Source organism: Streptomyces phaeochromogenes, assembly GCF_001418655.1.
Lineage (GTDB): Bacteria > Actinomycetota > Actinomycetes > Streptomycetales > Streptomycetaceae > Streptomyces > Streptomyces phaeochromogenes.
The window spans coordinates 1-4,399 of the sequence record NZ_LIQZ01000417.1; the positions used below are offsets into that span (position 1 = coordinate 1).

Annotated in this window: 2 protein-coding genes; one reads left to right on the forward strand and one right to left on the reverse strand. The window is 70.2% G+C overall.

Annotated elements, in window-relative coordinates; translation table 11 throughout:
* Positions 1 to 17: 17 nt before the first annotated feature.
* Positions 18 to 1,343 (reverse strand): COG1361 family protein, encoded by a 1,326-nt coding sequence (locus AOK17_RS41300; protein WP_055617785.1) that lies wholly within the window; start codon positions 1,341 to 1,343, stop codon positions 18 to 20.
* Positions 1,344 to 1,679: 336 nt separating this feature from the next.
* Here AOK17_RS41300 and AOK17_RS41305 point away from each other — a divergent pair, with 336 nt between their 5' ends.
* Positions 1,680 to 3,905, forward strand: a complete 2,226-nt coding sequence (locus AOK17_RS41305) for an acetate--CoA ligase family protein (RefSeq protein WP_055617786.1) — start codon at positions 1,680 to 1,682, stop codon at positions 3,903 to 3,905.
* Positions 3,906 to 4,399: the final 494 nt, after the last annotated feature.

Genomic DNA, 4,399 nt, shown 5'->3' on the forward strand with positions numbered 1-4,399 from the left:
CCGCCCCCACAGAGCGCCTAGTTCACCACCAGCCTCGCCGAGTTGTTCGACCCATCCGGATCAAACGGAAACCCGTCCCCCCGTTCCGGACGAACCACGACCGCCCCACTGGCCCCGGGCACCACCACGTCCACGCGCAGCTTGAACGCGTACGTACGGTTCTCACTCTCCGACACCCAGTACGGCAGGTTGCACACATAACGCGGAGCACCCGTGGACCCCGGGAAGTAACCACCGTCCAGCGTCCGCGGGTAGCAACCGGACGGAACCCCGGTAACCGTGGTGCCCTCCGGAACGCGCAGATCGACGCTGGCCACCGGGTCACCGGAACCGAGGTTGCCGACCCAGGCCGGCCCCTTGTTCCGGAAGGCGATCCTGGCCGTCACCGTGTCACCGGCGGCACCCGAGACCGCGGCACCGCGCACCGCGAAGTCCGCCGTGTTGGCGGCACCGATCTGCAGAGCCACGTAGTTGTCGTCGTTCCAGAGGTCGGTGGCACCGCCACCGGGCTCGACGCTCAGGTCCAGCCGCTCGTTGAACGCGTGCTCCGCGATCGCCACCCTCAGCGGCTCGGGCAGCTCGAACGACTCACCGGGCGCGAGGACTTCGTCGAACGTGCAGGTGGCGTGCGCGACCGGAACGACGTCGGTGTACTCGCACTCGGGGTACGTCGACACGAAGTCGAGCCCGTAGGACGCGTACATCGTCAGCGTGAAGCCGTTCGCCGCCTCGTTGCCCTTGTTGGACAGCGCGAACGGGATCGTCTCCGTCGTCCCCGGCTCGGTCTCGCCCACCGGCGCCTCGTCACGGATCGAGAGGTCGGGACCGGACGCCACCGTCAGCGTCGTGGCGGAGCTCTCCGCCACGAGAACGCCGTCGGGACCGCCGGTCGCGGTCGCCTCGTACGTGATCCGCCCCTGCGCGCCGCCCGTGGCACCGTCGGCCGCCCGGACCTCCAGCTGGATCTGCTCGTGGTCGCCCTCCCCGGCGACCGGCACGTCCGGTACGACGCACACGGCGGTCGTGCCGCTCGGCGTGCAGGTGTCCGGCCAGGTCACCTCAGCGACCCCGGCGAGCCCCGAGACGTCCACGGTGAGCCTGCCGTCGGTCACGGTGAAGTTGCTGTTCTCGTGATTCATGCCCAGGTCGAGCGTCCGGGCCTGCGGCTCACCGCCGTCCGTGCCGAGCGGCAGGCCCTGCTCGTACGGCGCGTTGATCCACAGCTGGTCGGTCTCCGGTTCGTCGGCGGCTGCCGGCAGGGCCAGGCCCACCGTGAGCAGGCCGGCCATCGCACCGGCACAGGCTCCGAGGCGCAGGGTGCGCCGGACGGAGTCGGGTCTCATGTCTCCCCCAAGGGACTCGGTCGTGTCTCCTTCGACATGTGCAACATCTAGACCCGCGTGGGCAGTTGAAGGTTGCGCCCGAAATGTGCGGGACCTGTGCGCCCGGTCCCGGCCCGATCCGCCGGGCCGGGTGGGCCGGACCCGTACGCCGGGCGGGTACGCCGGACCGTATACACCGGAACGCCGGGCCGGCCGCGTTCCCGGGCAGGCCCTGCCGGGTACAAACCCTGTGCTCGCCACAAGTTCTTTGCGTGCAGACCAGTTCCTGACACGGCGTCAGTTAAGTAATCTGACACTGCGTCAGTTATTGGCAGCCACACAGGAGCGGGCGGACCGATGCTTGGATCAACCCACGGCACCCTCACCACCGACTCCCGCCGGGCCCGAGTCATCGCCTGCGGCGAGCAACCGGCCCCTGCCGTGCACGGCAGGCCCGCCGCCACCGACGACCTCGACGTCAGCGGCCGGCCGCTGTACGCCGGCGTACCCGATCTGGACCGCTTCTTCCGCCCCGAACGGGTGGCCGTCGTCGGCGCCTCGGACGCCGAGGGACGGCCGAACACCGGCATCACACGGCAACTGCTTGCCTGGTCCGAGCGGGTCGGCGCCCGGCTGTATCCGGTGCATCCGACGCGCGAGTCGGTCTTCGGCATTCCGTGCGTCGCCGCCGTCGCGGACCTGCCCGAAGAGGTCGACATGGCCGTGCTGCTGGTCTCCGATCCGCTGCCCGTGATCGAGGAACTCGCCGAGACCAAGGTGAAGTTCGCGGTCGCCTTCGCCTCCGGGTTCGCCGAAACGGGCGCGGAGGGCGCCGCCGCGCAGGCCAGGCTGGCCGCCGCCGTGGAGCGCTCCGGGCTGCGGCTGCTGGGGCCGAACACCAACCTCAATGCTTTTGAGAGGTTCCGCGAGGATCTGGACGGGCCTGCGATCGCGCTGATCACCCAGTCCGGACACCAGGGGCGTCCCGTCTTCACGATGCAGGAGCTGGGCGTACGGCTCTCGCACTGGGCGCCCACCGGCAACGAGGCCGACCTGGAGAGCGCCGACTTCATCTCCTACTTCGCCGAGCAGCCCGAGGTCGGCGCCATCGCCTGCTACGTCGAGGGGCTGAAGGACGGGCGGTCCTTCCTGCTCGCCGCGGACCGGGCGGCGCGGCGTGGGGTGCCGGTGGTGGCGGTGAAGGTCGGCCGCACCGAGACCGGCGCCCGTACGGCCGCCTCGCACACCGGCAAACTGACCGGCGCCGACGCGGTGGTGGACGCGGCGATGCGGCAGTACGGAGTGATCCGCGTCGACGGCCTCGACGAACTCCAGGACACGGCCGCGTTGTTGGCGCGTGCCCGGCCCCCGTCCGCCGACGGTGTCGTCGTCTACTCGATCTCGGGCGGCACGGGCGCGCACTTCTCGGACCTCGCGACGGAGGCGGGGCTGTCGCTCCCCAGGCTGTCGCCCGGCAAGCAGGCCGAGCTGCACGAGTGGATACCCGAGTACCTGGACGTGTCCAACCCCGTCGACAACGGCGGGCATCCGGTGGGCGACTGGCGCGGCCGGAAGATCATCGACGCGATCCTCGCCGATCCGGGGGTGGGGGTGCTGATCTGTCCGATCACGGGTCCCTTCCCGCCGATGAGCGACAAGTTGGCGCAGGACCTGGTGGACGCGGCGGAGCAGACGGACAAGCTGGTGTGTGTGGTGTGGGGGTCGCCGGTGGGGACGGAGGCCGCGTACCGGGAGACGCTGCTCGGGTCGTCGCGGGTCGCCACCTTCCGTACGTTCTCGAACTGCATCACTGCCGTGCGGGCCCACCTGGAGCACGCGCGGTTCTCCTCGTTCTACCGGTCGCCGTTCGACGAGGCGCCTCGTACGTCGTCTCCCTCGTTCCGCAAGGCGCAGGCGCTGATGCGGCCTGGGCAGCAGTTGAGCGAGCACGCGGCGAAGCAGTTGCTGCGCGCGTACGGGATACGCGTGCCGCGGGAGCAGTTGGTGACGAGTGCCGCGGCGTCCGTGCGGGCGGCCGGGCTCGTCGGCTATCCCGTGGTGATGAAGGCCTCCGGTGCGCAGCTCGCCCACAAGACCGAACTCGGGCTTGTGAAGATCGGGTTGACCTCGGCGAGTCAGGTCCGGGACGCGTATCGCGACCTGACCGACATCGCGCGGTACGAGGATGTGCCGCTCGACGGGGTGCTGGTGTGCCAGATGGTCGAGCCCGGGGTCGAGATGGTCGTGGGGGTCACGCAGGACGAGCTGTTCGGGCCGACGGTGACGGTGGGGCTGGGCGGGGTGCTCGTGGAGGTGCTGCGGGACAGTGCTGTGCGGGTGCCGCCGTTCGGGGAGGATCAGGCTCGGTCGATGCTTTCTGAGCTCCGCGGGCGGGCGCTTCTCGACGGTGTCCGCGGGCGCCCTCCGGCCGACCTCGACGCACTCGTCGAGGTCGTCCTCCGCGTCCAGCGCATGGCCCTCGAACTGGACGGGGAACTCTCCGAGCTGGACATCAATCCGCTGATGGTGCTGCCTCGGGGGCAGGGGGCGGTTGCGCTGGACGCGTTGGCGGTGTGCCGCTGACGGACGGTGTGTTGGGTGCGGGTCGGTCGGGGCCGGGGTGCGCGGTTCCTCGCGCCCCTGAAAGACGCGCCAGCCGTTGGGTTGTCGGGTCGGGGCCGCGACGGGGCATCCGATCGCAGCTGTGTCATCCCGCACCTACACGTTGCCCATCAGAGGTCGTGCTGCGATCGGAAACCCCGACACGACCCCTTCGTCCGAAGGGCGGCTGCCGGAGGGGTGGGGGGCCACTTGAGATCCTTCAGGGGCGCGGGGAACGCCGCAATCTTCTGCCTTTAGGGGCGCGGGGAACGCCGCAGTCTTTGTCTTTTAAGGGGCGCGAGGAACCGCGCACCCCGCCACGACCCACCCGCACTTTTCAGGGGCGCGGGGAACGGCGCAATCTTTTGTCTTTTAGGGGCGCGAGGAACCGCGCACCCAGCCACGACCCACCCGCACTTCTCAGGGGCGCGGGGAACGCCGCAATCCTTTGCCTTTAGGGGCGCGAGGAACCGCGC

Bases quoted from the DNA above. Each gene is read 5' to 3' on its own strand.
- AOK17_RS41300 (WP_055617785.1), bottom strand. From the start codon at position 1,343: ATGAGACCCGACTCCGTCCGGCGCACCCTGCGCCTCGGAGCCTGTGCC.
- AOK17_RS41305 (WP_055617786.1), top strand. From the start codon at position 1,680: ATGCTTGGATCAACCCACGGCACCCTCACCACCGACTCCCGCCGGGCC.